We start from the raw sequence: 25,954 nt of genomic DNA, 5'->3' as shown, positions 1-25,954 counted from the left end.
GCATCATAGAGGGGCCGCTATTCGCGCCGCAACCCGAAATGCCTTTGCCGAAAACTTAAGGACCACCGGTAACTGAGGACCATCGGTTGGCCTAGAGGGCGTAGCCATGCTAGTACCCGGCCAACCGCTGACATCGTGAAGGAAAGGAAATGCCCATGGCGCCGCGCCCGTTGATCGCTGGAAACTGGAAGATGCACATGACGCTGGTCGAGGGCGCCAAGCTGGTGGACGCGCTGGGCATGGCGCTGGCCGAGGCGACGCCGAAGCCGGCCTGCGACATCGCGGTCTGCCCGCCCTTCACCTTGCTGGCCCCGCTGTCGGAAGCCTGCCAGAAATACGGTTTCGGCCTGGGCGGCCAGGATTGTCATGCCGAGGCGAAAGGCGCTTTCACCGGCGATGTGGCGGCCGGGATGCTGGCCGATATCGGCTGTACCCATGTCATTGTCGGCCATTCCGAGCGGCGCAGCCTGCATGAGGAAAGCAACGCGGACGTGAAGGCCAAGGCCGCCGCCGCGCTGGCCGCCAGGCTCACCGCGATCCTGTGCGTCGGCGAGACCGAATCCGAGCGCGATTCCGGCAAGGCGGAGGAGATTGTGGTGGCGCAGCTTCTGGCCTCGCTGCCGGACGGGGCGACGGCCGCCAATATGGTCGTCGCCTATGAGCCGGTCTGGGCCATCGGCACCGGGCGCACGCCGACGGTGGCGCAGGTGGCCGCGATGCATAAGGCGATCCGCGCCGCGCTGGACGGCAAGGTCGGCGATCCGGCGGGCATGCGCATCCTCTATGGCGGGTCGGTGAAGCCCGGCAATGCGAAGGAATTGCTGTCGGTTGAGAATGTCGACGGCGCCCTGGTCGGTGGGGCCAGTCTTGTATCCGCCGATTTTTGGGCCATCTGTTCAACTTGTGCCTAGCCAACAAGATGTTGTGGCTGTACAACACGCGGCGATAATTTATCCGATAGACCAACCGGCAGGTTTCTTTTCATGACCACGATCATCCTGGTCATCCATAGCCTTTTGGCGCTCGTGCTGATCGGCGTGGTGCTGATCCAGCGCAGCGAAGGCGGCGGACTCGGTATTGGCGGCGGCGGTGGCGGCGGTGGCCTGGTCAGCGCGCGCGGCACGACCAATCTCCTGACCCGCACCACGGCTATCCTTGCAGCCTGCTTCATGGCGACCAGCCTGGTTCTGGCCATCATGGCCGGCGGCAGCACGAAGTCGCGGTCCATCGTGGACGATATTGCCCCCGCCCCATCCTCCACACTCCCCGCAGGGTCGACGCCGGCAACGCCGCGCGCGCCTGTCGCGCAGTAGCGGCGGGCGATGCCAGAGTTTCGAATGGTCGTGGTAACCGCCGCGACCATTCGCTTCCGTATGTCTTTTATCTCCCTCGCGCTTTCGCCGGTGACGGCCGGGCGCTCTTCGGATAGTTTGTAGTTCCATGACGCGATTCATCTTCGTTACCGGCGGCGTGGTTTCCTCTCTCGGAAAGGGTTTGGCGTCGGCGGCGCTCGGTGCGCTGCTGCAGGCGCGCGGCTATTCCGTGCGGCTGCGCAAGCTTGACCCGTATCTGAACGTCGATCCGGGTACCATGAGCCCGCTGCAGCATGGCGAGGTTTTCGTTACCGATGACGGGGCGGAAACCGACCTCGACCTCGGCCATTACGAGCGCTTCACCGGCATTCCGGCGCGCCGCAGCGACAACGTCACCACCGGCAAGATCTACTCGACTGTCATTGAGCGCGAGCGCCGGGGCGACTATCTGGGCGCAACCGTGCAGGTCATCCCGCACGTCACCGACGCGATCAAGGAATTCGTGCGGGCCGACGTGAATGGCGAGGATTTCATCATCTGCGAGATCGGCGGCACGGTCGGCGATATCGAGAGCCTGCCGTTCCTGGAGGCGATCCGCCAGCTCGGCAACGAGATGGGGCGCGAGCGCGCCATGTTCATCCATGTGACGCTGCTGCCTTATGTCAGCGCGGCGGGCGAATTGAAGACCAAGCCGACCCAGCATTCGGTGAAGGAATTGCTGTCGGTCGGCATCCAGCCCGACATGCTGCTGTGCCGTTCGGAAAAGCCGATCTCCAGCGACGACCGGCGCAAGATCGCATTGTTCTGCAATGTGCGCCACGAGGCGGTGATTCCGGCCCTGAATGTCGACACCATCTATGCCGTGCCGATCGAGTATCACAATCAGGGGCTGGACACCCAGGTGTTGCGCCATTTCGGCATGCAGGCCGAGAGCGAGCCGGACCTGACCGTGTGGGAGACCATCGCCGGTCATCTGCGCCAGCCGGAAGGCGAGGTGAAGATCGCCGTGGTCGGCAAATACACCTCCGTCTTCGACGCCTACAAATCGCTGGCCGAGGCGCTGGCCCATGGCGGCATCGCCAACAATGTGAAGGTCAATCTGCATTGGATGGATGCGGAAATCTTCGAGCGCGAGGATGCCGTGCATTTCCTGGAGGATGTGCATGGCATCCTGGTGCCAGGCGGTTTCGGCGAGCGCGGCAGCGAGGGCAAGATCGCCGCGGCGAAATTCGCGCGCGAGCGCAATGTGCCCTATTTCGGCATCTGCTTCGGCATGCAGATGGCGGTGATCGAGGCGGCGCGCTCGCTGGCCGAGCTGCCGCACGCCGGCAGCACCGAGTTCGGCCCTTGCGACGAGCCGGTGGTCGGCCTACTTACCGAATGGACGCGCGGCAACCAGATCGAGCGCCGGTCCGCCGACGGCAATATGGGCGGCACCATGCGCCTGGGCGCTTACGAGTGCGCCGTGTCGGCCGGCAGCAAGCTGCGCGAGATCTACGGCAATGCCCTGATCAGCGAACGGCATCGCCATCGCTATGAGGTGAATATCAACTACAAGGACCGGCTGGAGCGGGTGGGCCTGCGCTTCTCCGGCATGTCGCCGGATGGCGAGCTGCCGGAAGTGGTCGAAATCCCGACCCACCCCTGGTTCGTCGGCGTGCAGTTCCACCCGGAGCTGAAATCCAAGCCGTTCGAGCCGCATCCGCTGTTCACCTCCTTCATCAAGGCCGCCGTGGAACAGTCGCGGCTGGTCTGATCGGAAAGGTCGCATCATGAGCGTGCAGCGTCGGGTCCGCGTCGGCGGGCTGGAAATCGGCAACGAGCTTCCCTTCACCTTGATCGCCGGCCCGTGCCAGCTGGAAAGCCGCCAGCACGCGCTGGAGATGAGCCACGCGCTGTCGGAGCTCGCCGGCAAGCTGGGAATCGGGCTGATTTACAAGACCTCGTTCGACAAGGCGAACCGCACCAGCATCAAGGGCGAGCGCGGCCTGGGCATGGCCAAGAGCCTGCCGATCATGGCCGAGGTGCGCGAGACCTATGGCTGCCCCGTGCTGACTGACGTGCATGAGCCGGATCAGTGCGCCATCGTCGCCGAGGCGGTGGATGTGCTGCAGATTCCGGCCTTCCTGTGCCGTCAGACCGACCTGCTGGTGGCTGCCGCCAAGACCGGCCGGGCGGTGAATGTGAAGAAGGGCCAGTTTCTCGCCCCCTGGGATATGAAGAACGTGGTCGCCAAGCTGGTCGAGAGCGGCAACGAGAATGTGCTGGTGACCGAGCGCGGCGCAAGCTTCGGCTACAACACGCTGGTCAGCGACATGCGCGCGCTGCCGATCATGGCGGCGCAGACCGGTTTTCCGGTGGTGTTCGACGCCACGCATTCGGTGCAGCAGCCGGGCGGGCAGGGCACCAGCAGCGGCGGCCAGCGCGAATTCGTGCCGATCCTGGCGCGCGCTGCACTCTCCATCGGCGTCGCCGCCGTGTTCATGGAAACCCACCAGGACCCCGACCATGCGCCCTCGGACGGCCCCAACATGGTGCCGCTGAAGGAGATGCCGGCCCTGTTGGAAACGCTGCTCGCCTTCGACCGGCTGGCCAAGGCCAACCCGGTTTCCATCGGCTGACCCGACCATCCCTCACCCGGGCAGGGGCGAGGGATGTCTGACTTGTCATCCACCGGGCGGGCGGCTATGAGTCGCCCGCCCGTTTCGTTTCATCTCCGGAGGTCCGTCCGCCATGAGCGCCATCATCGATATCACTGCCCGCGAAATTCTCGATAGCCGCGGCAACCCGACCGTCGAGGTCGATGTGACGCTGGATAGCGGCGCGATGGGCCGCGCCGCCGTGCCGTCGGGCGCATCCACCGGCACGCATGAGGCGCTGGAGCTGCGAGACGGCGATAAGGGCCGCTATCTCGGCAAGGGCGTGCAGAAGGCCGTCGATGCGGTGAATGGCGAGATCTTCGATGCGCTATCCGGCCTGGAAGCCGACGAGCAGGTGCATATCGACCAGTTGATGATCGATCTGGACGGCACGCCGAATAAGGCGCGTCTGGGCGCGAACGCCATTCTGGGCGTCTCCATGGCGGTCGCCAAGGCGGCAGCCGACGATCTGGGCCAGCCGCTCTACCGCTATGTCGGCGGCGCCTATGCGCGCACCCTGCCGGTGCCGCTGATGAACATCATCAATGGCGGCGCGCATGCCGACAATCCCATCGATTTCCAGGAATTCATGATCATGCCGGTCGGCGCCGACAGCCTGGCCGAGGCAGTGCGCATGGGCGCCGAGGTGTTCCATTCGCTGAAGAAGCAGCTGAAGGATGCCGGCCACAGCACCAATGTGGGCGACGAGGGCGGTTTCGCGCCGAACCTGAAAAGCGCTGACGAAGCGCTGGGCTTCATCATGAAGGCCATTGAGGCGGCGGGCTACACGCCCGGCGACGATATCGCGTTGGCGCTGGATTCGGCGGCCACCGAATTCTTCAAGGGCGGCAAATACGCGCTGGAGGGGGAGGGCAAGACGCTCGATTCCGCCGCCATGGTGAACGTGTATGAGGATCTGTGCGCCCGCTATCCGATCATCTCCATCGAGGACGGCATGTCCGAGGATGATTGGGACGGCTGGAAGGCCCTGACCGAGGCAGTCGGCGGCAAGGTGCAACTGGTCGGCGACGATCTGTTCGTCACCAACCCGGAGCGTCTGTCGGACGGTATCGGCCGTGGTGTGGCCAACGCCATCCTGGTGAAGGTAAATCAGATCGGCACCCTGTCGGAAACGCTGGAGGCGGTGGAGCGCGCGCACCGCGCCGGCTACCGCGCCGTCATGTCCCACCGCTCGGGCGAGACCGAGGATGCGACCATCGCCGATCTGGCCGTCGCCACCAATTGCGGGCAGATCAAGACCGGCTCGCTCAGCCGGTCCGACCGCATGGCGAAGTACAATCAGCTCATCCGCATCGAGCAGAGTTTGGGTCCGGCCGCGCGCTATGCCGGGCAAGGTGTCCGGCGTTAACCGGCTACCGCTGGTAGGTGTTTGTGAGGGCCGGTACTATACCGGCCCTCTTTTTATGAGTCATTTCCGCAACAGACTGATTCTTATTACCGAATCGAATCACTAGCGCTTGACGTTAATGAATCGAGTGTGATTCCATCCACCTATGGATGTGACACGCGAAATACGCCGTCGGGCAAGGCATGTGGTGGGGCCGGTTTGCGGAGCTCTGTTGCTCGGCTATTTCGTCTATCACGCGGTTCAGGGCGACCGTGGCATCCTCGCCTGGCGCCAGGTCGACCAGCAGATCGCCCTGGCCGAATCGGCCTTGCAGGAGGTTTCCAGCGTCCGTCGGCAACTCGAACGCCGCGTCACGCTGCTGGAGCCGGCACATATCGACCCTGACATGCTGGAAGAACGGGCGCGGCTGATGCTGAATTTGCAGCGGCCCGATGAGGTGGTGATTTTGAATGCGGGTGCGAAGGGTGCGCCAATTACGCCTGCCTATCCAACGGCTCCCGACGACCGCACTGCAGCATCCATGGTGGCGCGCCTTCCGGTTGGCGCAGCGCAGAATTAACTTAAATTAAGTTAATTCAGTAAATTTCCTTATTTTACAATTTCTTAGCCGCCCTTGATTGGGGCGGTTGTTTCCATTACTTGTTGCAGCAGGGAGAGCCGGGTCCTGCGGTAATTATTCGTTGAGCGCCGCGGCCGATCCCTATCCATTCTGCGGCCTGCCGACATGTGTATGGCCGCTCGGCAACCGCTCGGGGCATTGCCCGGAAAGATCGAGGGGAAACGTCATGGCGAAGGCGAGCACCACCAGCAAGGCAGCGTCCGGCGGCGCCGCCAAACGCACCGGACGTCCTGCGGCGAAGAAGCCCACGGCTTCCGTTGCGGCGTCCCCGGAGGAGCTGAAGCTCTATTATCGCGAGATGCTGCTGATCCGCCGTTTCGAGGAGAAGGCCGGTCAGCTTTACGGCATGGGGCTGATCGGCGGCTTCTGCCACCTCTACATCGGCCAGGAGGCCGTGGTGGTGGGCATGCAGGCGGCGCTTGAGGAAGGCGATTCGGTCGTCACCTCCTATCGCGACCATGGCCACATGCTGGCGACCGGCATGGAATCGCGCGGCGTGATGGCCGAGTTGACCGGCCGCAGCGGCGGCTATTCGCGCGGCAAGGGCGGCTCGATGCACATGTTCAGCCGCGAGAAGAATTTCTATGGCGGCCACGGCATCGTCGGCGCGCAGGTGCCCATCGGCACCGGCATCGCCTTCGCCAACCAGTATGACGATACCGACCGGGTGTGCCTGACCTATCTGGGCGATGGCGCGGTCAACCAGGGTCAGGTCTATGAGAGCTTCAACATGGCCGCGCTGTGGAAGCTGCCGGTCATCTACATCATCGAGAACAACCAGTACGGCATGGGCACCTCGGTGCAGCGCGCCGCCGCCGGGCCGGATCTGGCGCATCGCGGCCATGCCTACGGCATTCCCGGCGAGGTGGTGGACGGCATGAATGTGCTGACCGTCAAGGAAGCCGGCGAGAAGGCCGTGGCCCATGCCCGTGCCGGCAAGGGCCCCTATATTCTGGAAATGAAGACCTACCGCTATCGCGGCCACTCCATGTCCGATCCGGCCAAGTACCGGACCAAGGAGGAGGTCAACAAGATGCGCCAGGAACGCGATCCCATCGATAATGTACGCAAGATGCTACTCGATTCGGGCGTGTCCGAGGATGACTTGAAGGTCATCGACCGCGAGGTGAAGGACATCGTCACCGACGCCGCCGATTTCGCTCAGACCAGCCCGGAGCCGGATCCGTCCGAGCTGTGGACCGACGTGCTGGTCGAGGCCTGAGCGTAATTCTGGAAAACAACATCCGGCCGGCGCGAGGCGCGCTGCCGGGAAACTGGTGAGGGGGTCCTGATGCCCATCGAAATTCTGATGCCGGCGCTGTCGCCGACCATGACGGAAGGCAAGCTGGCGAACTGGCTGAAAAAGGAAGGTGACGCGGTCAAGGCCGGCGACGTGCTGGCTGAGATCGAGACCGATAAGGCGACCATGGAGGTCGAGGCGGTCGACGAAGGCACGCTGGGCAAGATCCTGGTCGAGGCCGGCACCGAGGGCGTGGCGGTCAACACGCCTATCGCCATGCTGCTGGAAGAGGGCGAATCGGCTGACGACGCGAAGGCCGCCCCGGCCCCCAAGCCAGAGAAGCAGGAAGAGCCGAAGCAGGAGGCGCCGAAGGCCGAGGCCAAGGCGCCCGCCGCACCGGCCCAGCCCAAGGCCGCCGTGCCGGCGACCGACGAGGATCGCTACTTCGCCAGCACCAAGACCCAGACCGTCCGCGAGGCGCTGCGCGACGCCATGGCGGAGGAGATGCGGCTGGACAAGAAGGTGTTCCTGATGGGCGAGGAAGTCGCCCAGTATCAGGGCGCCTACAAGGTCAGCCAGGGTCTGCTGGACGAGTTCGGCCCGAAGCGCGTGATCGATACGCCGATCACCGAGCAGGGCTTCGCCGGCCTGGCGACGGGCGCTGCGTTCAAGAAGCTGCGGCCGGTGGTCGAGTTCATGACCTTCAACTTCGCCATGCAGGCAATCGACCAGATCATCAATTCCGCCGCCAAGACGCTGTATATGTCCGGCGGCCAGATGGGCTGCCCCATCGTATTCCGCGGCCCGAACGGGGCTGCCAGCCGCGTCGCCGCCCAGCATAGCCAGTGCTATGCCAGCTGGTACGCGCACTGCCCGGGCCTGAAAGTCGTCTCGCCCTGGTCGGCGGCCGATGCCAAGGGCCTGTTGAAATCCGCCATCCGCGACGACAATCCCGTTATCTTCCTGGAGAACGAGCTGCTCTACGGCCAGAGCTTCGAGGTGCCGGAATCCGAGGAGTTCACCGTTCCTATCGGCAAAGCGAAGGTGGTGCGCGCCGGCGCTGACGTGACCATCGTGGCCTTCTCCATCATGGTCGGCCGCGCGCTGCAGGCCGCCGAGGCGCTGGCCGAGCAAGGCATCGACGCCGAGGTGATCGATCTGCGCACCATTCGCCCGCTGGATACCGCCACCATCATCGAGTCGGTCAAGAAGACCAACCGCCTCGTCACCTGCGAGGAGGGCTGGCCCTTCGCCGGCATCGGCTCCGAACTGGCTGCATTGATGATGGAAGAATGCTTCGATTATCTCGATGCGCCGGTGAAGCGGGTCGCGGGCATCGACGTGCCGCTTCCCTACGCCGCGAATTTGGAGAAGATGGCGCTGCCGCAGTCGGATCACATCGTGGAGGCGGCGAAGGCCGTCTGCTATCGCTAAGCGCCGCTAGAGGGGAAACACCACCATGCCGATCAAGGTTCTGATGCCGGCGCTGTCGCCGACCATGACCGAAGGGACGCTCGCCAAATGGCTGAAGAAGGAGGGCGACCAGGTCTCCTCCGGCGACGTCATCGCGGAAATCGAGACCGACAAGGCCACCATGGAGGTCGAATCGGCCGATGAGGGCATTCTCGGTAAGATCGTCGTGCCTGACGGCACCGAGGGCGTAAAGGTCAACGAAGTGATCGGCTACCTGCTGGAGGAGGGCGAGGACGCCTCCGCCATCGAGCAAGGCGGCGAGTCCAAGCCGGCTCCGAAGCCGGAGACCCCCAAGGAGGAGCCGAAGGCCGAGGCCCCGAAGGAACAGCCGAAGCAGGAGGCCCCCAAGGCCGAGGCGAAGCCGGCCACTCAGCCTGCCGCCGCCGATAAGGGAGAGCGTCTGTTCGTCAGCCCGCTGGCCCGCCGCATGGCGGAGCAGGCCGGGCTGGACCTTGCCGCGGTGACCGGTTCCGGCCCGAACGGCCGCATCGTGAAGGCCGATATCGAGGCGGCTTTGTCCAAGGGCGGGGCGAAGGCTCCGGCCGCCGCCGCCGGTGCGCCGCAGGCCGCCGCTCCGGCCGCTGCCGCCGCGCTGCCGCAGAGCAACCCGGACGTGCCGGGCCTGCCCTCCTATACCGAGGTGCCGAACAGCTCCATGCGCAAGGTCATCGCCAAGCGCCTGACCGAATCGAAGCTGACCGCGCCGCATTTCTACCTGACCATCGATTGCGAGATCGACAAGTTGCTGGCGGTCCGCAAGGAGCTGAACGAGAAGGCCGGCGACAGCGGCTACAAGCTGTCGGTGAACGATCTCGTCATCCGGGCGACGGCGCTGGCGCTGAAGAAGGTGCCGGCGGCCAACGCCACCTGGACCGAGAGCGCCATCCGCATCTATGACCAGGTCGACATCTCGGTCGCCGTCGCCATCGACGAGGGGCTGATCACCCCGGTGATCCGCGATGCCGGCTCCAAGGGGCTGGTCGAGATTTCCGCCGAGATGAAGGATCTGGCGAAGCGGGCGCGCGAGCGCAAGCTGAAGCCGGAGGAGTTCCAGGGCGGCACCTTCTCGATCTCCAACCTCGGCATGTTCGGCATCAAGGATTTCGCCGCCGTCATCAACCCGCCGCAGGGCGCCATTCTGGCGGTCGGTGCGGGCGAGCAGCGGCCGGTGGTGAAGAATGGCGCGCTGGCCATCGCCACGGTGATGAGCTGCACTCTGTCGGTCGATCACCGCGTGGTCGACGGCGCCATCGGGGCGGAATTTCTGGCCGCCTTCAAGAAGCTGATCGAAGATCCGATGACGATGCTGCTCTAGGCAGCGGGAAGGGGGCTGCCATGGAGAAGGTGAATCTGGCCGACAAGCTGTCGCGCTTCGCCGAGCCCTGGAGCCCCCGCCTGGTGGGCCAGGTGAACGACGCCGCCATCAAGCTGGTGAAGCTGCGAGGCGAGTTCGTCTGGCACCATCACGAGACCGAGGACGAGATGTTCTTCGTGATCGAGGGGCGTCTGCGCATGCGGTTCCGGGATCGCGACGTCGATCTGGAGCCGGGCGAATTCATCATCGTTCCACGGCAGGTCGAGCATCTGCCGATTGCCCTGACCGAGGAGGTCAGCGTCATGCTGATCGAGCCGGACACCACCTTGAACACGGGCAATATCCGTAATGAGCGCACCGTCGAGGTGCTGCAGAAGCTTTAGGCGCGAGCCGGGGAGTTTGTGATCATGGCCGATACTTCTTTCGACCTCATCGTCGTCGGCGGCGGGCCGGGCGGCTACGTTGCCGCCATCCGCGCCTCGCAGCTCGGCATGAAGACGGCGCTGGTCGAGCGCGAGCATCTGGGCGGCATCTGCCTGAACTGGGGCTGCATCCCGACCAAGGCGCTGCTGCGCTCGTCGGAGGTCAAGCACATGCTCGACCATCTGGGCGATTACGGCTTTTCCGCCAAGGATATCAGCTTCGATGTGAAGAAGGTGGTGGAGCGTTCGCGCAAGGTGGCCTCCCAGCTTTCCGGCGGCGTGAAGCATCTGCTGAAGAAGAACAAGGTGACCGTGTTCGACGGCACGGCCAAGCTGGACGGCACCGCCGGCGGGCAGCGCAAGATCGCTGTGACTGGCAAGGACGGCAAGAAGGCCGCCGATCTGACCGCGAAGAACGTCATCCTGGCCACCGGCGCGCGCGCGCGCGCCCTGCCGGGGCTGGAGCCGGACGGCAAGCTGGTCTGGACCTACAAGGAAGCGATGGTGCCGGAAACCATGCCGAAATCGCTTCTGGTCGTCGGCTCGGGCGCCATCGGCATCGAATTCGCCAGCTTCTACAAGGATATGGGCGCCGATGTCACGGTCGTCGAAGTGATGGACCGCATCCTGCCGGTGGAGGATGAGGAAATCTCCGCCTTCGCCCGCAAGGCGCTGGAAAAGCAGGGCATGAAGATCGTCACCTCGGCCGGGGTGAAGGCGCTGAAGAAAGGCCAGAACAACGTCACCGCGACCATCGAGGCCGGCGGCAAGGCCAGCGAGCTGACCGTGGACCGGGTGATCCTGGCCGTCGGCATCGTCGGCAATGTCGAGAATCTCGGCCTGGAAGGCACCAAGGTGAAGGTCGAGAAGACGCATATCGTCACCGACCCCTACAGCGCCACCGGTGAGCCGGGAATCTATGCCATCGGCGATCTGACCGGTGCGCCATGGCTGGCGCACAAGGCCAGCCATGAGGGCGTCATCTGCGTCGAGAAGATCGCCGGGCTGAAGGATGTCCACCCGCTGGACACCAAAAATATTCCCGGCTGCACCTATTGCCGCCCGCAGGTCGCTTCCGTCGGCATGACCGAGAAGAAGGCGAAGGAGGCGGGATACGAGGTGAAAATCGGCCGCTTCCCCTTCATGGGTAACGGCAAGGCCATCGCGCTGGGCGAGCCGGAGGGCTTGGTGAAGACCGTGTTCGACGCCAAGACAGGCGAGCTGCTGGGCGCGCACATGATCGGCGCGGAAGTGACCGAGCTGATCCAGGGCTATACCATCGCCCGCACGCTGGAGAGCACGGAGGCGGAGCTGATGCACACCGTCTTCCCGCATCCCACACTCTCCGAGATGATGCACGAATCCGTGCTTGACGCTTACGGCCGGGTTATCCACTTCTAGGGTCTGATACCGAAATAAGGATATAGCCTCATGAGTTCCGTGGAGGTGAAGCCGGTGGTTCGCCATCCGGAAAAAGCGCACCGTCCGGACAATCCCGTGCAGCGCCGCAAGCCGGACTGGCTGCGCGTGAAGGCCCCGGTCTCGAAGGAATATAACGAGACCCGGCAGCTGATGCGCTCGCTCAACCTGAACACGGTGTGCGAGGAAGCCGCCTGCCCGAACATCGGCGAATGCTGGAAGCAGAAGCACGCCACGGTGATGATCCTGGGCAGTGTGTGCACCCGCGCCTGCGCCTTCTGCAACGTCGCCACCGGCATGCCGGACAAGCTGGACCCGCACGAGCCGGACCATGTGGCCGAGGCGGCGGGCAAGCTGGGACTTGAGCATATCGTCATCACCTCGGTCGACCGCGACGACCTGCCGGATGGCGGGGCGGCGCATTTCGCCCGCGTCATCCGCCGGCTGCGCGAGGAAGCGCCGAACACCACGATCGAGATACTGACGCCGGATTTCCTGCGCAAGGAAGGCGCTCTGGAAGTCGTGGTCGAGGCCCGGCCGGACGTGTTCAACCATAATCTGGAGACCGTGCCGCGGCTTTACCCGACGGTGCGGCCGGGCGCGCGCTATTTCCATTCGCTGCGGCTGCTCGACCGGGTGAAGGAGCTGGACCCGTCGATCTTCACCAAGTCCGGCATCATGGTCGGCCTGGGCGAGAGCAATGAGGAGGTGGCGCAGGTGATGGACGATCTGCGCAGCGCCGACGTCGATTTCATGACCATCGGCCAGTATCTCCAGCCGACGCCGAAGCACGCCGCCATCGAGCGCTTCGTGACGCCGGACGAGTTCTCCAGCTTCCAGAAGAAGGCCTACAACAAGGGCTTCCTGATGGTGGCTTCCTCGCCGCTAACCCGCTCCTCCTATCACGCCGACGCGGATTTCGCGAAGATGCGCGCGGCGCGCGAAGCGAAGCTGGGCATCGCGCCCACCGTCAGCGGTGCAGCCGTCTCGGCTCCGGCAGCGGAGTAATGCCGACACATGCCGAGCAGCGCGTATTGCCCTACGCGCCGGAAAAGCTGTTCGATCTCGTCGCCGATGTGGAGAAGTACCCGGAGTTCCTGCCCTGGTGCCTGGGCGCGCGCATCCGCAAGCGCGAGCCGGGGCTGCTGGTCGCCGACCTGATCATCGGCTTCAAGATGGTGCGCGAGCGTTTCACCTCCCGGGTCGAACTGGACCGGGAGAAGATGCGGATCGACGTGACCTATACCGAGGGTCCGTTCAAATACCTGAACAACCATTGGATTTTCCTGCCGCACGAGCCACCGGCCGGCAGCCCGCCTGGCACGGAAGGCTGCATGATCGACTTTTATGTCGATTTCGAATTCCGCTCCGTCCTGCTGCAGAAGCTGATCTCGGTGCTGTTCAACGAGGCTGTCCGCCGCATGGTGGGTGCCTTCGAGACTCGGGCGCATGCGCTGTATGGCGGTGCTGCGGCGGGGACAAACCCCTCAGCCGATTGATTTAGGCGCTCAGGATTCTTTCTATCGTTATCCTCGGGCTTGACCCGAGGATCCAGGCAGGCGGTGCCGTTCGCTGGATGGTCGGATCAAGTCCGACCATGACGAAGGAGGGGGGGCTAAATCGCCTCGCCGATCATCGCCAGCGCCTTTTCCACCGTGGCGCGGCGCACCGCGCTGCGGTCACCGGGAAAGACTTCGTGATGGGCGACGGTCTTGGAACCCGTCCGGGCAACGGCGAAATGGACCAGACCGACCGGCTTGGTCGGGGTTGCCCCGCCAGGGCCGGCAATGCCGGTGACCGCCACCGTCACCTGCGCGGCGGAGCGGGCAAGGGCCCCTTCGGCCATGGCGCGGGCGACCGGCTCGCTGACCGCGCCCTGCTCGGCGATGAGCAAAGGCGGCACGCCCAGCATGTCGATTTTGCCCTCGTTGGAGTAGGTGACGAAGCCACGATCCACCACGGCGGAAGACCCGGCGATCTCGGTCAGCGTGGCGGCGATCAGCCCGCCGGTGCAGGATTCCGCCGTCGCCACCATCACGCCCGCCGCCTTGCAGCGCTCCAGCAGGGCCTTTGCCTGGGTGAGCAGAGCCTCGTCGATCATCGTCAGCCTCACCAGAACCAGTGAACGAGAAGGGCGGCCGCCGCCATGGCGTAAAGCCCGGCGGCGACATCGTCCGCCATGATGCCGAATCCACCAGTCAGTTTACGGTCGGCGACGGAGACCGGCCAGGGCTTGGTGACATCGAACAGCCGGAACAGTGCGAAGCCCAGGCCATAGGCCCAGACATCCAGCGGCAGCACCGCCAGCACCATCCATTGCCCGACCACCTCGTCGATCACTGCGGAGCCCGGATCCTTGCGGCCGATACCCTTGGCATAGGCCGCGCTGGACCAGCAGCCGACGGCAAACAGGATCGCGGCGGCCACCAGCAGGCCGGCGGGGCCGCCTTCCGCCATGATGATCCAGCCAAAGGGCAGGGCGGCCAACGATCCCCAGGTGCCGGGCGCAATGGGAATCCGGCCGACCCAGAACCAGGTGGTCAGAATATAGGCCGGGTGCCAGGGGCTCATGAGCGGCTCATCAGGGGGTCATCGCGGCAAGTCGATGGTGGCCATCGCCTGCGCGGCGATGCCTTCGCGCCGGCCGGTAAAGCCCAACTTCTCGGTCGTGGTGGCCTTTACGCTGACCCGGTCGGCGGCCAGGCCCAATATCCCCGCCACCCGGTCGATCATGGCGTCGCGATAGGGGCCGATTTTCGGGCGTTCGCAGATCAGCGTCACATCGACATGGACGATCCGCCCGCCCCGCGCCTCGACCAGGCCGCGCGCATGGGCCAGGAACCGGTCGGAAGACGCCCCCCGCCATTGCGGGTCGGTCGGCGGGAAATGCTGGCCGATATCGCCCGCGCCGAGGCAGCCCAGCAGCGCGTCGGTCAGGGCATGCAGGCCGACATCGGCATCGGAATGGCCTTCGAGCCCGGCGTCGTGCGGCACGGCGACGCCGCACAGCATGACGTGATCGCCGGTTGGGGCGAAGCGGTGCACGTCGAAGCCGCCGGCGGTGCGGCTCTCGCGGGCGAGCGACAGCAGGATCTCGGCGCGCATCATATCCTCGGGCGTGGTGATCTTGAAATTCTCCTCCGATCCGGCGACCAGCGCCACCGTGCGGCCGGCGGCCTCCAGCACGGCGGCATCGTCAGTCAGTTCCTGGCCGATGGCGGCGCGGTGGGCGGCGAGAATATCGGCATAGCGGAAGCCCTGCGGCGTCTGTGCGCGATACAGGCCCGCGCGCGGCACCGTGGTTTCGATATGGCCATCGATGGCGCGCTTCAGCGTATCGGCGACGGCGAGGGCGGGAACGACACCGGGATGTTCGGCCAGCGCCGCCAGCACGCGGTCAATGGTGGCGGCGTCGCTGAACGGGCGGGCCGCATCCTGGATCAGCACGAAATCCGGCGCATCCCCGGCCAGCGCTTCCAGCCCCAGCCGCACGCTGTCCTGCCGGGTGGCGCCGCCCGGGGTCGGGGCGGGCAAGGCCAGGCCGTCCAGTGCCTCGGCATAGAGCGGCGCGTCGTCGTGGTGAATCACCACCCGTACGCTGTCAATGGCGGGATGGTCCAGAAAACAGCGCACGGTGCGGCGCAGCACCGGCTGGCCGGCCAGCGGCAGATACTGCTTCGGCAGCGTACCGCCGAGGCGATGGCCGCGACCGGCGGCGACGATAAGGGCGATGCTCTTCGACATGGGCGCGAGCCTATGCCGGCGCGGCGGCAAATTCCACCGCGATGCTGGCCTGGAAACGGCCGGAGATCGTCAGACCGACATGTCGACGATCATGCCGGTGCGTTTTTCCGTGTCTTCCTCGACCTTGGCGCGGATGGTCTCGCGGATCTTCTGCTCGATCTTTTCGCGCTCCGCCGCATCCATGCCGGCAAGTTGTTCTTCGGTCATGCCCATGGACCCCAGGATAGCCTCGCGCATGCGCTCTGCCGGGGTTTTCTCCATATAGGAGAGGAATTCATCCTCCGCCGACCGCCCCTTGACCTTGGAGTCATGCTGGCCGGTGCCTGCGCCACCGACCGGCGGCGTATAGGTCGACCCGATACCGGATATGGACATGGCGCGCTCCCTTGATTGCCAGTAGGGAGAAGCAAGCGATGTGCCTGCCTGATGGGGCAAAAGGTCAAGTAATTTCAATAGAAAAGACGCAAGCCATGAGGCGCCGATTCAACCGCTGGGCAAATATTGCCGGGTAAAAATTGCCGGATTTGATCCCGGTGAACTTCTGTTTTTGCGAATCGCTCGCAACTCTGTATGTTGGCGTCAAGACACGCTATAAGGCTGCCATGCCAAGCACACTGATCATAAGCCTGTCGGCTCTTATCTCCCTGCTGCCGGCGCTGGCGATACCCTTCACGCGATCGCCGGCGCGCGATTGGCTGTTCTGGCTGCTGCTGGCGCCTGCCGTCATCGGGCCGCTGGGGTGGGTGGCGGTGGAGATGGGCGGACGCTGGCATACCGACCTGTCCGGCGCACTATGGGTGACCGTCGCCGCCAGCATGGCGCTGTTCGCGTTGATCTCGGCAACCACGGTGGCAGGGTGGCGGATGTTGCCGCTGCTGCTGCCCTATCTGTTGCTGCTCGGCATTCTGGCGACCGTCCTGCAGGAGCCGGCGACCGACGGCCTGCTCGGCACCGCGCCCAGTGCCTGGACCCAGTCGCATATCCTGCTGGCGGTGTTCGCCTATGGCCTGCTGACTCTCTCGGCGGTGGCCGCCCTGGCCGTGTTCCTGCAGGAACGGGGGCTGAAGCGCAAGCGGCCGACCCGGCTCACCCGCCTATTGCCGGCTGTGGCGGAAGGGGAGCGCTTGCAGATCACCCTGCTGACCTCGGCCGAAATTCTGCTCGGCCTGGGGGTGGCCACCGGCATGGCGGTCACGTTCTTCGAGACGGGCAGCCTGATGTCGCTTGACCATAAGAGCGTGCTGTCGGTGCTGACCTTCCTGCTGCTCGGCGTGCTGCTGTTCGCCCATTTCCGCACCGGGCTGCGGGGCAGGCTGGCGACGCGGCTGGTGCTGGTCGCCTTCCTGCTGCTGACGCTGGCCTATCCCGGCGTGAAATTCGTGACAGGCGTGCTGGCAGGCTAGCCGGCATTTTTCCTCGATTTCTGTTGCACTGCACATTCGCGCGCTTGCCAGATGTGTATGCACGGTGTAGCTTTGCCCAAACTTTGGGCATCAAGGGAAACTGCCTAAGAGATGAGCATTAGCATCGGCTCCCATATATTGCCCTGTCCGGTGATCCTGGCCCCCATGTCGGGCGTCACGGATCGGCCGTTTCGCCGCATCGTGCGGCGTTTCGGCGTCGGGCTGGTGGTGTCGGAGATGATCGCCAGCGCCGCCATGGTGCAGCAGGCGCGCAAGGAAATCCGCAAGATGTCCGGCGATTGCGCCGAGGAGTTCCCGCTCTCGGTGCAGCTTGCCGGGTGCGAACCCGCGCTGATGGCCGAGGCGGCGAAACTGAACGCGGATCGCGGGGCGGCGATCATCGACATCAATATGGGCTGCCCGGTGAAGAAGGTGACGAACGGCCAGCAGGCCGGCTCCGCCCTGATGCGCGACGAGGATCACGCCGCCCGGTTGATCGAGGCGACGGTCAAGGCGGTGGATATTCCGGTCACGCTGAAGATGCGCACCGGCTGGGACGATGCCAGCCGCAACGCGCCGCGCCTGGCGCGCATCGCCCAGGATCTGGGCATTCGGATGATTACCGTGCATGGCCGCACCCGCTGCCAGTTTTATACCGGTCGGGCTGACTGGTCCTTCGTGCGGCAGGTGAAGGCGGCGGTGTCCATTCCGGTCGTGGTGAATGGCGACATCACCACGGAGCAGGAGGCGGCCGAGGCGTTGCGCCTGTCCCGCGCGGACGGAGTGATGATCGGCCGGGGCGCCTATGGCCGGCCCTGGTTTCCCAATCAGGTGGCCCATTACCTGGCCACCGGCGAGACGCTGCCCGATCCCGCCCTGGATACCATTCTGGCGACGCTGCGCGACCATTGGGAAGCGATCATAGAGCATTACGGCCCGCAGCTCGGGTGCCGCATCGCGCGCAAGCATGTCGGCTGGTACAGCCGTTCGATGCCCGGTTCCGCGCAATTCCGCCAGATCGTGAACAACACCACCGACGCCGACGCGGTGCGCCGGGCGATGGACGAATATTTCGCCGCCGTCCGCGACGGCCGTGCTTTCGACGAGACCCCAGCGAACAAGGAAGCCGCCTGATGGCCCGTGCCCTTGCGACGACGCTCCGCCGTGCCGTCCGCCGCCACGCGGTCGACGAAAGCGCCGTACTCAGTGCTCTCGCCAGCCCGATCATCGTGGTCGATGCCGGCAATGTGCTGCTTTACGTGAACGACGCGGCCGAGCAATTCTTCCGGCTCAGCACCAACCAGATGCTGGGCCAACCGCTGTATGACTTCATTCCGGCCGACAGCCCGCTTTTCTTCCTGCTGTCGCAGGTGCGCGCGCACGGCAACTCGATGGCCGATCACGGGGTGACGCTGGAGACGCCGCGCATCGGGATGCATGAAGTGACGCTGGAGGTTGCCCAGGTGACCGACACGGAAGGCCATGTCGCCATCTGCATCCACGAGCGCTCGGTGGCGCTGCAATTCCAGCAGCAGCTCACCTACCGGGGGGCGGCGCGCTCCGTCACCGCCATGGCGGCGATGCTGGCGCATGAGGTGAAGAACCCGCTCTCGGGCATTCGCGGCGCCGCCCAGCTTCTGGAACAGAGCGTGGAGGATCCGGGCGACCAGGAACTGACCATGCTGATCCGCGACGAGACGGACCGCATCTGCGCCCTGGTCGATCGCATGGAGGCGTTCTCCGACCAGCGGCCGATGCCGCGCGGGCCGGTGAACATCCATCTGGTGCTCGACCATGTGCGCAAGGTCGCGAAGACCGGCTTCGCGCGCCAGCATCGCTTCGTCGAGCAGTACGACCCGTCGCTGCCGGCCGTGCTGGGCAACCGCGACACACTGATCCAGGTGTTCCTGAACCTGGTGAAGAACGCCGCCGAGGCCTTGCCGGAGGAGGGGGGGGAGATTGTGCTGTCCACCGCCTACAAGCACGGCATCCGCCTGGCGCTGCCCGGCACGCGCAGCCGGTTCGACCTGCCGCTGGTGATCAGCGTCATCGATAACGGTCCCGGCATCCCGGACGAGTTGCGGCAGAACCTGTTCGACCCCTTCGTGACCACCAAGCAGAATGGCAGCGGGCTGGGGCTGGCGCTGGTCGCCAAGCTGGTCGGCGATCATGGCGGCATCATTGAGGTGGACAGTCAGCCGCGCCGCACCATCTTCCGCGTCATGCTGCCGATGGCGAGCGAGCCGGCGGCCATCGACCAACTGCCTGTCGATGGAGACGAATGATGGCGACCGGTAAAGCCACCATCCTGGTCGCGGATGATGATCGCGCCATCAGGACCGTTCTTCATCAAGCGCTTGCACGATCCGGTTACGACGTTCGTGTAACCGGTACCGCCGCCGCGCTGTGGCGCTGGGTGGAGGCGGGCGAAGGCGATCTGGTGCTCACCGATGTGGTGATGCCGGACGAGAATGGCCTCGACCTCATCCCTCGCATTAAGCGCCAGCGGCCCGATCTGCGCATCGTGGTGATGAGCGCGCAGAACACGCTGTTGACCGCTGTGAAGGCGACGGAACGCGGCGCCTTCGAATATCTGCCGAAGCCGTTCGATCTGAAGGAACTGGTGGCGGTGGTGCAGCGCGCGCTCGCCGCCCCGAAGCTCGAATCGGCCCGCATCGTCGAAACCCATGAGGAGGGCGAGGAAACGCTGCCGCTGATCGGCCGCTCGGCCGCGATGCAGGAAATCTACCGCATTCTCGCGCGTCTGATGGGCACCGACCTGACGGTCATGATTCACGGTGAATCCGGCACCGGCAAGGAGCTGGTGGCCCGCGCGCTGCACGATTACGGCAAGCGCCGCAACGGGCCGTTCATCGCCATCAACATGGCGGCGATTCCGCGCGAGCTGATCGAAAGCGAGCTGTTCGGCCATGAGAAGGGCGCCTTCACCGGGGCGACGCAACGCTCGACCGGCCGGTTCGAGCAGGCGCAGGAAGGCACGCTGTTCCTGGACGAAATCGGCGACATGCCGCTCGACGCGCAGACGCGGCTGCTGCGGGTGCTGCAGGAAGGCGAATACACCACGGTCGGCGGCCGCACCTCGATCAAGGCCGATGTGCGCATCATCGCCGCCACCCATCGCGATCTGCGCCATCTAACGCGCCAGGGCCTGTTCCGCGAGGATTTGTTCTACCGGCTGAACGTGGTGCCGATCCGGCTGCCGCCGCTGCGCGAACGGGCCGAGGATATTCCGGCGCTGGTGCGCCACTTCCTCGCCCAGGCGCAGAATGAGGGGCTGCCGCGCAAGACGCTGGAAGGCGGGGCGCTGGACAAGCTGAAGGCCTATTCCTGGCCCGGCAATGTGCGTGAGCTGGAGAATCTGGTGCGCCGCCTCGCCGTGCTCTATTCGCAGGACGAGATCACCGCCGACGATATCGCCGAGGAGCTGGCCGAGGCCAACGCGCCGGAGCCGGCCGCCGAAACCATTCCCGAGGGGGAAAGCCTGGGGGCGGCGGTGGAGCGGCACCTGAAGAGCTATTTCTCCGCCCATGCCGATGGACTGCCGGGCGCCGGGCTCTACGACATGGTGCTGCGCGAGGTGGAACGGCCGCTGATCGCGCTCAGCCTGTCGGCCACGCGCGGCAACCAGATCAAGGCGGCCGAACTGCTCGGCGTGAACCGGAATACCCTGCGCAAGAAAATTCGGGAATTGGACATCCGTGTGGTCCGCGGCCTAAAGTAGCGGCAGCGGATCGCCCTGTACCGGGCACGGACCGGGCCCCCTCCGGGCCTTCTTTGGATAGGGATGACCCAGGACGCTTTCTCGCAAGATCGGTCGCCCCGCGACGTGGCGCAGGAAGCCGGCGATTCCGGCAATGCGGCGCCCGGCAACGCCACGCTGATGTGGCGTCAGCTCGGCGGTTGGGCGGCGCGCGTGCGGCTGGGCCGCAAGGTCGCCATCGCGCTGATCATCGCCGCCATCGTCTCCGGCATCGCCACCTATGCCGCGCTGACCGATTCCGGGCCGGCCGGGCCGAATCCGACCACCGTCTTCGTGCTGCTGAACATCAACCTGTTCCTGCTGCTGTCGATCGGCGTGGTCGTCACCTATCGCATCGTGCAGATCTGGCTGGAGCGCAAACGCGGCCTTGCCGGGTCGCGGCTGCATCTGAAGCTGGTCACCCTGTTCGGCCTGGTGGCGGTGATTCCGGCGATCATTGTCGCGGTCTTCTCGGCGCTGTTCCTGAATTTCGGCATCCAATCCTGGTTTGACGAGCGAGTGCGCACGGCGGTGAACGAATCGCGCGAAGTGGCGCGGGCTTATCTGCAGGAACACCAGAAGACGATTCGCGCCGACGCGCTGGCGATGGCTGCCGATCTCAACCGCGAGGCGCTGTCGATGATCGGCAATCCGCGCCGGCTGAACGCCTTCGTATCCGCCCAGGCGATGGTGCGCTCGCTGACCGAAGCGGTGATGTTCGATGGCAGCGGCACTATCCTGGGGCAGTCGGCGCTCAGCTTCTCTATGCAGTTCGAGACGGTCCCGGATGCGGCGATCCAGGAAGCCCAGACCGGCGCCGTGGTGCTGCTGGACACCGACCCGGACGACCGGGTGCGCGCCTTGGTGCGGCTGGATTCCTATGCCGACGCCTATCTGTTCGTCGGCCGCTTCGTGGACAGCAAGGTGCTGGACCATCTGGAGAAGACCGACGCGGCGGTGGAGGAATATCAGCGCCTGCAAGGCCGGCAATCCAGCCTGCAGATCACCTTCGTAATGATCTTCGTCGTGGTCGCGCTGCTGCTGCTACTGGCTGCCGTCTGGGTCGGGCTGAACGTGGCGGCGGAGCTGTGGCGCCCGGTGCGCAATCTGATCGGCGCGTCGGAGCGGGTGCGCGCCGGCGACCTAACCGCACGGGTGCAGGAGGAGGATCCGTCCGACGAGCTTGGTGTGCTCAGCCGCGCCTTCAACCGCATGACCATGCAGTTGCAGGAGCAGCGGCGCGAGCTGATCGACGCCAACCGCCAGCTCGACACCCGCCGCCGCTTCACCGAGACGGTACTGTCCGGCGTGTCGGCCGGCGTGATCGGGCTGGATGCGGACGGGCGGATCAACCTGCCGAACCGCTCCGCCTCGCTGCTGCTCGGCATGCCGCTGGAGCGCGCCATCGGCCAGCGCATCGACGAGGTGGCGCCGGAGATGGCGGAATTGCTGGAAGCCGCCCAGAGCCGCCCGGAACGCATTCATGAGCGGGAAATCCTGTTACAGGGCGATGCCGGGCAGCGCACGCTGCTGGTGCGGATCACGGCGGAAATATTGGTGCCGCTGCGCGAAGGCGAGAAGCCGCAGGGCTTCGTGGTGACCTTCGACGACATCACCCAACTCATGAATGCTCAGCGCAAGGCCGCCTGGGCCGATGTCGCGCGCCGCATCGCGCATGAGATCAAGAATCCGCTGACGCCGATCCAGCTTTCCGCCGAGCGGCTGAAGCGCAAATATCTGAAACAGATCGAGACCGACCGCGAAACCTTTGTCACCTGCACCGAGACGATCATCCGCCATGTCGGCGATATCGGCCGGATGGTGGATGAATTCTCCTCCTTCGCCCGCATGCCGAGCCCGGTGCTGGCGCCGGCGAACATGCTGGAGCTGTGCCGCGAGACGAAAGCGCTGTATCAGAACGCGCATCCCGATCTGCGGGTGATCGGCGCGTTCCCGGCGCAGACGGTGACGTTGATCTGCGACAAGAGCCAACTGCGCCGCGCGCTGACCAACCTGGCGCAGAACGCCGTCGATTCGATCCATGGCAGGCAGGAACAGGAACGGCAGGAAGGGCGCAAGCCGAAAGGCGGCGTGCTGCGCATCGCGCTGATCCGTGGCGACGGCACGGTCGAATTGCGGGTCGAGGATAACGGCAAGGGCCTGCCGAAGGAGGAACGTCATCGGCTGACCGAGCCTTATGTGACGACTCGCGAGAAGGGCACTGGACTTGGCCTCGCAATCGTCAAAAAGATCATGGAGGATCACGATGGTGATCTCATACTGGAGGACCGCGCCCATGGCGGGGCGTGCGTGCGGTTGATTTTCCCGGAGCGAGAGGCTATCTCCGCGCCGGGCGATCTCGACGCCCTCCAGTCTGGTCACGGGAACCGGCAACTGACGGCGGCTCATGGCGCATGACATTCTGATCGTCGATGACGAGGCCGATATTCGGCATCTGATCGCGGATATTCTCGAAGATGAAGGCTATCGCACCCGCACCGCCGGCACCGCGCAGGAAGCGCTGGAGGCGGTGTCCTCGCGCCTGCCGCATCTGGTGATCCAGGATATCTGGCTGCAGGGCAGCGATATGGATGGGCTGCAAATCCTGGAGCGCATGCGGCGCGAGCACCCGAACCTGCCCTTCGTGATGATCAGCGGCCATGGCACCATCGAGACGGCGGTGACCGCTATCCAGCACGGCGCTTACGATTTCGTCGAAAAGCCGTTCAAGGCCGACCGGCTGCTGCTGCTGGTCGAGCGCGCCATCGAGGCCGCCCGGCTGCGCCAGGAAAATGCCGAGCTTCGCCTGCGCGGCGGCCCGGAGATGGAGCTGACCGGCCCCGCGGCCTCCACCGCGCAGCTTCGCCTCGCCATCGACAAGGTGGCCCCGACTGGCAGCCGCGTGCTGCTGACCGGCCCGGCCGGGGCCGGCAAGGAGGTGGTCGCGCGCATGCTGCACGCCAAGTCGCGCCGGGTGCGCGGGCCGTTCATGGTGCTGAACTGCGCCATCATGCATCCCGACCGGCTGGAGCTGGAGCTGTTCGGCAGCGATGTCGATGTCGATGGCAGCGGCACCCGCAAGGTCGGCACCTTCGAGCAGGCGCATGGCGGCACGCTGCTGCTGGACGAGGTGGCCGATATGCCGCTGGAGACCCAGGGCAAGATCGTGCGGGTGTTGCAGGATCAGACCTTCGAGCGGGTCGGCGGCGGCCGGCGGGTCGAGGTGGATGTCCGCGTCATCGCCTCCACCAACCGCGATCTCGAAGCCGAGATGCAGGAGGGCAGGTTCCGCCAGGATCTGTATTACCGGCTCAATGTGGTGCCGTTGCGCGTGCCGCCGCTGCGTGAGCGGCGCGAGGATATCCCGCATCTGATCCGGCATTTCCTGACCCGCGCGGCGGAGCAGGCGGGCCTGCCGCTGCGCCCGATCGGCGACGATACGGTGGCGGCCTTGCAGGCCTATGATTGGCCGGGCAATGTGCGCCAGTTGCGCAATGTGGCGGAATGGCTGCTGATCATGGCCCCGGGCGATCCGCGCGAGCCGATCCGCGCGGAAAACCTGCCGCCGGAGATCAGCGCCATCGCCCCCGCGGTCGCGCGGCTCGATAAGGGTGGGGAGATCATGAGCCTGGCTCTGCGCGAGGCGCGCGAAGTGTTTGAGCGGGAATATCTGATCGCCCAGGTGAACCGGTTCGGCGGCAATATCTCGCGCACCGCCGCTTTCGTCGGCATGGAGCGCTCCGCCCTGCATCGCAAGCTGAAGTCGCTTGGCGTCTCCACGCCCGAACGTTCGCAGAAGCTGGTATAACAATCGCCGCCAAGGCGCCGAACAGGATAGGGTAGGCCAAGCCATGAATGTCATCGTCTGCGGCGCCGGCCAGGTCGGCTCCAGCATCGCGCGCTATCTGTCCGCCGAGGGCAACGACGTGACGGTGATCGACCAGTCCGCCGACCTGATCCGCAAGATCAGCGACACGCTGGACGTGCGCGCCTTTGTCGGCCATGCCAGCCATCCGGGCACCCTGGAAATGGCCGGGGCCAAGGAGGCGGACATGCTGATCGCCGTCACCTACGCCGACGAGGTGAACATGGTGGCCTGCCAGGTCGGCCATTCGCTGTTCCAGGTGCCGACCAAGATCGCCCGGATCCGCAGCCAGAATTACCTGATGCCGGAATGGGCCGATCTGTTCAGCCGCGACAACATGCCGATCGACGTCATCATCTCGCCGGAAGTCGAGGTAGCGCGCCATATCAGCCAGCAGCTTCAGGTGCCGGGGGCGTTCGACATGCTCTCGATGGTCGAGGACCGCATCCGCGTGGTCGGCGTGATGTGCGACCGCGACTGCCCGGTGCTGAACACGCCAATGCGCCAGTTGGCCAGCCTGTTCCCGGACCTGAACATGACGGTGGTCAGCATCATCCGCAACGACCGGGTGGTGGTGCCCAGCAGCGAGGACCAGATGCTGGTCGGCGACGAGGTCTATTTCGTCTGCGATACCACGCATCTCGCCCGCGCCATGGCGGCTTTCGGCCATCAGGAGCCGGAGGCGCGGCGCATCGTCATCGTCGGCGCCGGCAATATCGGCCTGACGCTCGCCCAGACCATCGAGGCGGAGGAGCCGGGCGTCAGCGTGAAGATGATCGAGGTCTCGCCGGAGCGCGCCCGCGCCGCCGCCGGCCAGCTGAACCGCACCATGGTGCTGAACGGCAGCGCGCTTGACCCGGAAATCCTGGAAGAGGCGAATATCCGCAATACCGAGACCTTCGTGTCGGTCACCAACGACGACGAGGTGAACATCATCGGCTCGCTGCTGGCCAAGCGCTATGGCTGCGAGCGGGCGGTGACGCTGATCAACAACCAGCCCTACGGCCCGCTGGTGACGGCGCTGGGTGTCGATGCGGTGGTCAATCCGCGCTCCATCACCGTCTCCACCATCCTCCAGCATGTGCGGCGCGGGCGCATCCGCGCGGTGCACTCGCTGCGCGAGGGCGTTGGCGAGGTGATCGAGGCCGAGGCGCTGGAGACCTCCAACCTGGTCGGCGTGCCGCTGCGCGAGGCGAAGCTGCCGAACGGCATTATTATCGGCGCGCTGGTGCGCGGCGAGAACGTCATCATGCCGCGCGGCGACACCCGCATCCAGGCGCAGGACAGGGTTGTCGCCTTCGTCGCCACCGAGGCGGTGAAGAAGGTGGAGAAGCTGTTCTCGGTTCGGCTAGAGTATTTTTAGGATTATCGTT

General features: G+C 65.3%; 24 protein-coding genes. 20 read left to right on the top strand and 4 right to left on the bottom strand.

Going from position 1 to position 25,954, the window contains the following annotated elements:
* The first annotated feature begins 155 nt into the window (after positions 1-155).
* The 13 genes from tpiA (at position 156) to AUP43_RS06825 (ending at position 13,308) form a co-directional block, all read left to right on the top strand.
* Positions 156-911, top strand: coding sequence for a triose-phosphate isomerase (tpiA, locus tag AUP43_RS06885; RefSeq protein WP_067554230.1), 756 nt, complete (start codon positions 156-158; stop codon positions 909-911).
* Positions 912-983: 72 nt separating this feature from the next.
* Positions 984-1,313, top strand: coding sequence for a preprotein translocase subunit SecG (secG, locus tag AUP43_RS06880; protein WP_067554227.1), 330 nt, complete (start codon positions 984-986; stop codon positions 1,311-1,313).
* Positions 1,314-1,440: 127 nt separating this feature from the next.
* Complete coding sequence (locus AUP43_RS06875) at positions 1,441-3,069, top strand: CTP synthase (protein ID WP_067554225.1); 1,629 nt, start codon at positions 1,441-1,443, stop codon at positions 3,067-3,069.
* A gap of 16 nt (positions 3,070-3,085) precedes the next feature.
* A complete protein-coding gene (kdsA, locus tag AUP43_RS06870) occupies positions 3,086-3,934 on the top strand; it encodes a 3-deoxy-8-phosphooctulonate synthase (RefSeq protein ID WP_067554222.1) in 849 nt (282 codons plus the stop codon).
* 112 nt (positions 3,935-4,046) lie between these two features.
* Positions 4,047-5,321 carry a phosphopyruvate hydratase gene (eno, locus tag AUP43_RS06865; RefSeq protein ID WP_067554219.1) on the top strand — a complete coding sequence of 425 codons (1,275 nt, stop codon included), beginning with the start codon at positions 4,047-4,049 and terminating at the stop codon, positions 5,319-5,321.
* A 211-nt stretch (positions 5,322-5,532) separates the two neighbouring features.
* Positions 5,533-5,880: an FtsB family cell division protein gene (locus AUP43_RS06860; protein WP_232314903.1), complete on the top strand. Its 348-nt coding sequence runs from the start codon at positions 5,533-5,535 to the stop codon at positions 5,878-5,880.
* A gap of 226 nt (positions 5,881-6,106) precedes the next feature.
* Positions 6,107-7,162, top strand: a complete 1,056-nt coding sequence (gene pdhA / locus AUP43_RS06855) for a pyruvate dehydrogenase (acetyl-transferring) E1 component subunit alpha (RefSeq protein ID WP_084462622.1) — start codon at positions 6,107-6,109, stop codon at positions 7,160-7,162.
* Positions 7,163-7,231: 69 nt separating this feature from the next.
* Entirely contained in the window at positions 7,232-8,614 is a 1,383-nt protein-coding gene (locus tag AUP43_RS06850; protein ID WP_067554212.1) for a pyruvate dehydrogenase complex E1 component subunit beta, read from the top strand.
* Between the two features lie 25 nt (positions 8,615-8,639).
* Positions 8,640-9,968 (top strand): pyruvate dehydrogenase complex dihydrolipoamide acetyltransferase, encoded by a 1,329-nt coding sequence (locus AUP43_RS06845; protein ID WP_067554209.1) that lies wholly within the window; start codon positions 8,640-8,642, stop codon positions 9,966-9,968.
* Positions 9,969-9,988: 20 nt separating this feature from the next.
* Positions 9,989-10,351 (top strand): cupin domain-containing protein, encoded by a 363-nt coding sequence (locus tag AUP43_RS06840; RefSeq protein ID WP_067554206.1) that lies wholly within the window; start codon positions 9,989-9,991, stop codon positions 10,349-10,351.
* Positions 10,352-10,375: 24 nt separating this feature from the next.
* Positions 10,376-11,791: a dihydrolipoyl dehydrogenase gene (lpdA, locus tag AUP43_RS06835; RefSeq protein WP_067554203.1), complete on the top strand. Its 1,416-nt coding sequence runs from the start codon at positions 10,376-10,378 to the stop codon at positions 11,789-11,791.
* A gap of 30 nt (positions 11,792-11,821) precedes the next feature.
* Positions 11,822-12,817 (top strand): lipoyl synthase, encoded by a 996-nt coding sequence (gene lipA / locus AUP43_RS06830; RefSeq protein ID WP_067554200.1) that lies wholly within the window; start codon positions 11,822-11,824, stop codon positions 12,815-12,817.
* Positions 12,817-13,308: a type II toxin-antitoxin system RatA family toxin gene (locus AUP43_RS06825; RefSeq protein ID WP_067554197.1), complete on the top strand. Its 492-nt coding sequence runs from the start codon at positions 12,817-12,819 to the stop codon at positions 13,306-13,308. The genes lipA and AUP43_RS06825 overlap by 1 nt, the downstream gene beginning before the upstream one ends.
* Before the next feature lie 116 nt (positions 13,309-13,424).
* On the opposite strand, the gene AUP43_RS06820 is transcribed toward AUP43_RS06825, so the two are convergent.
* The 4 genes from AUP43_RS06820 to AUP43_RS06805 form a co-directional block, all read right to left on the bottom strand.
* Positions 13,425-13,910 (bottom strand): CinA family protein, encoded by a 486-nt coding sequence (locus AUP43_RS06820; RefSeq protein WP_067554194.1) that lies wholly within the window; start codon positions 13,908-13,910, stop codon positions 13,425-13,427.
* 8 nt (positions 13,911-13,918) lie between these two features.
* Positions 13,919-14,380 (bottom strand): phosphatidylglycerophosphatase A family protein, encoded by a 462-nt coding sequence (locus tag AUP43_RS06815; RefSeq protein ID WP_067554191.1) that lies wholly within the window; start codon positions 14,378-14,380, stop codon positions 13,919-13,921.
* Positions 14,381-14,398: 18 nt separating this feature from the next.
* Positions 14,399-15,553, bottom strand: coding sequence for a bifunctional 2-C-methyl-D-erythritol 4-phosphate cytidylyltransferase/2-C-methyl-D-erythritol 2,4-cyclodiphosphate synthase (locus AUP43_RS06810; protein WP_067554188.1), 1,155 nt, complete (start codon positions 15,551-15,553; stop codon positions 14,399-14,401).
* 69 nt (positions 15,554-15,622) lie between these two features.
* Positions 15,623-15,928, bottom strand: a complete 306-nt coding sequence (locus AUP43_RS06805) for a hypothetical protein (RefSeq protein WP_067554185.1) — start codon at positions 15,926-15,928, stop codon at positions 15,623-15,625.
* A 227-nt stretch (positions 15,929-16,155) separates the two neighbouring features.
* Here AUP43_RS06805 and ccsA point away from each other — a divergent pair, with 227 nt between their 5' ends.
* The 7 genes from ccsA to trkA all read left to right on the top strand — a co-directional run bounded on the left by ccsA (position 16,156) and on the right by trkA (position 25,944).
* Positions 16,156-16,956, top strand: coding sequence for a cytochrome c biogenesis protein CcsA (gene ccsA, locus AUP43_RS06800; RefSeq protein ID WP_067554417.1), 801 nt, complete (start codon positions 16,156-16,158; stop codon positions 16,954-16,956).
* Positions 16,957-17,067: 111 nt separating this feature from the next.
* The gene (dusB, locus tag AUP43_RS06795; protein ID WP_067554182.1) at positions 17,068-18,090 is read left to right on the top strand and encodes a tRNA dihydrouridine synthase DusB; all 1,023 of its coding nucleotides are present in this window, start codon (positions 17,068-17,070) and stop codon (positions 18,088-18,090) included.
* On the top strand, positions 18,090-19,241 hold the full coding sequence (locus AUP43_RS06790; RefSeq protein WP_067554179.1) for a two-component system sensor histidine kinase NtrB: 1,152 nt from the start codon (positions 18,090-18,092) through the stop codon (positions 19,239-19,241). The genes dusB and AUP43_RS06790 overlap by 1 nt, the downstream gene beginning before the upstream one ends.
* Positions 19,238-20,698, top strand: coding sequence for a nitrogen regulation protein NR(I) (gene ntrC, locus AUP43_RS06785; protein WP_084462621.1), 1,461 nt, complete (start codon positions 19,238-19,240; stop codon positions 20,696-20,698). Before AUP43_RS06790 ends, ntrC begins: the two co-directional genes overlap by 4 nt.
* A 63-nt stretch (positions 20,699-20,761) precedes the next feature.
* On the top strand, positions 20,762-23,134 hold the full coding sequence (locus AUP43_RS06780; RefSeq protein WP_084462620.1) for a sensor histidine kinase NtrY-like: 2,373 nt from the start codon (positions 20,762-20,764) through the stop codon (positions 23,132-23,134).
* Complete coding sequence (gene ntrX / locus AUP43_RS06775) at positions 23,124-24,524, top strand: nitrogen assimilation response regulator NtrX (protein ID WP_067554172.1); 1,401 nt, start codon at positions 23,124-23,126, stop codon at positions 24,522-24,524. The genes AUP43_RS06780 and ntrX overlap by 11 nt, the downstream gene beginning before the upstream one ends.
* Before the next feature lie 43 nt (positions 24,525-24,567).
* Entirely contained in the window at positions 24,568-25,944 is a 1,377-nt protein-coding gene (gene trkA, locus AUP43_RS06770; RefSeq protein WP_067554169.1) for a Trk system potassium transporter TrkA, read from the top strand.
* The last annotated feature ends 10 nt before the right edge of the window (positions 25,945-25,954 follow it).

Source organism: Oceanibaculum pacificum (assembly GCF_001618175.1).
In the GTDB taxonomy this organism is placed as follows: Bacteria; Pseudomonadota; Alphaproteobacteria; order Oceanibaculales; family Oceanibaculaceae; genus Oceanibaculum; species Oceanibaculum pacificum.
The sequence above is the reverse complement of the archived record's forward strand: the minus strand, read 5'-3'. Positions and strand labels throughout refer to the sequence as shown.